The sequence below is a fragment of the Bacillus sp. Marseille-Q3570 genome (assembly GCF_946151055.1).
In the GTDB taxonomy this organism is placed as follows: domain Bacteria; phylum Bacillota; class Bacilli; order Bacillales; family Fictibacillaceae; genus Pseudalkalibacillus.
In genome coordinates this window covers 1-1,396 of the sequence record NZ_CAMGYZ010000036.1, presented here as the reverse complement: position 1 = coordinate 1,396, position 1,396 = coordinate 1, and the positions used below count along the sequence as shown (strand labels likewise).

The window sequence follows — 1,396 nt, the reverse complement described above, 5'->3', positions numbered from 1 at the left end:
CGGTCTGGCCCCCTTATTTTAGACACGACCTTTAAATTTCTTTGATTTTCTTAGTTTTTTATAAATTGACCACTATTTGTGGCGAAATCCCTGCTTTAAAGCGCTCGTAATACTGTACTGGTGCCATATAATCCAAGCTACCATGGTAACGACGGTTATTATAAAAATTCATGTATTGGTCTAACCAATAATACGCTTCCTCAAAACAACTGAAAACATATCGTTGATAACACTCGCGTTCAATGCTGCTATGAAAAGACTCGATGTAGGCATTCGAGTTAGGTGACTTTCTCGGAATACGCTCATGATAGATCTTATTCTTTTCACAAAAAGCGCTCCAAAGTGATTACTGACAAATTGGGGGCCGTTGTCAGTTCTGATAATGAGTTGTTCATCTTCTGGCAGTAAGTGTATCTCCCGTTTCATGAACGCCTGTTGAAGCATCGGTATGATCTCAATGGCTTTACAGGTAGAACCTCGATAATAACCTACTATGCAACGGTCAAACACATCGATGGCACTTGCCAGAAAGAAGAACCTGTCGCTATTCTCAATCGCCCCATATTTAATATCCAGCTGCCAGAGTTGATTTGAACCTGTAATGACATGATTTTGTGCTAATCTTCTTGGATATTCCGTTTGCTTTTCCCGTTGGGGAAGTAGGATATTTAACTTATCACACAGTCGATAGACTTTTTTGTGATTAATGATTAACTGGTGCTCTTTCTGTAAGAAATGGGTCAGTTTACGATAACCATACATCCCTATCTCGTCCTCTACAGCTTCCATCAAAAACTCTTCAATCTGTTCGTCTGGAACCTTTACTCCCTGTTGATCTAGAGAAAAGCCTGGTACGGGGCGTCCTCTTTTAAGGGGCTCTTGTGTTTCTGTTTTATTTTGGTGATAGTAGTACAGCGATCGATCCAGGTCTAAAACCTCAGTAGTTCGTTTAACTGGAAATCCCTCCTCCAACCATAACTTCACTTCCTCTAATCGTTCTTTTATTTGGATTCGTTTTTTTTAAGAAGATTTTTCAACATAGCTACTTCCATTTCTTTTTCACCTAATAGTTTCATCGCCTGCTCATATTTATCCTGAAGTTCTGCCTTTGTAGGATTATCGGATAACACCGTTTGTCCTTCTTTATACATGGCATCACGAACCTCATCTTCATATGTTTTCAACCACTTCCGTAATGTGTCCCTCGTAATCCCTGCCTTCCTGGCGATTGAAGAGAGATTCCCTGTCTCAAGCACCATACGTACATATTGCTTTTTAACATCTTCAATTACATCAATTTTCTTCTGACCCATTATTTCTCCCCCCTCTCCCAGACCTAATTCAAGTTTACTTTGAACTCATTATGGTGTCTAAATGAATAAGGGGGCTTAAAAGA

General features: G+C 39.6%; 3 protein-coding genes. All 3 read right to left on the bottom strand.

Going from position 1 to position 1,396, the window contains the following annotated elements; translation table 11 throughout:
- Nucleotides 1-58: 58 nt before the first annotated feature.
- Genes N8M93_RS22965 through N8M93_RS22560 form a run of 3 tightly spaced genes read right to left on the bottom strand, consistent with a single transcriptional unit; the run spans nt 59 to nt 1,313 of the window.
- Nucleotides 59-265: an IS3 family transposase gene (locus tag N8M93_RS22965; RefSeq protein WP_396125762.1), complete on the bottom strand. Its 207-nt coding sequence runs from the start codon at nt 263-265 to the stop codon at nt 59-61.
- On the bottom strand, nt 181-972 hold the full coding sequence (locus tag N8M93_RS22565; protein ID WP_261134891.1) for an IS3 family transposase: 792 nt from the start codon (nt 970-972) through the stop codon (nt 181-183). The genes N8M93_RS22965 and N8M93_RS22565 overlap by 85 nt, the downstream gene beginning before the upstream one ends.
- Before the next feature lie 29 nt (nt 973-1,001).
- Nucleotides 1,002-1,313 (bottom strand): helix-turn-helix domain-containing protein, encoded by a 312-nt coding sequence (locus N8M93_RS22560; RefSeq protein WP_261134890.1) that lies wholly within the window; start codon nt 1,311-1,313, stop codon nt 1,002-1,004.
- Nucleotides 1,314-1,396 lie beyond the last annotated feature (83 nt).

Coding starts and splice junctions, on each gene's coding strand:
- N8M93_RS22560 (WP_261134890.1), bottom strand. CDS start 1,313: ATGGGTCAGAAGAAAATTGATGTAATTGAAGATGTTAAAAAGCAATAT.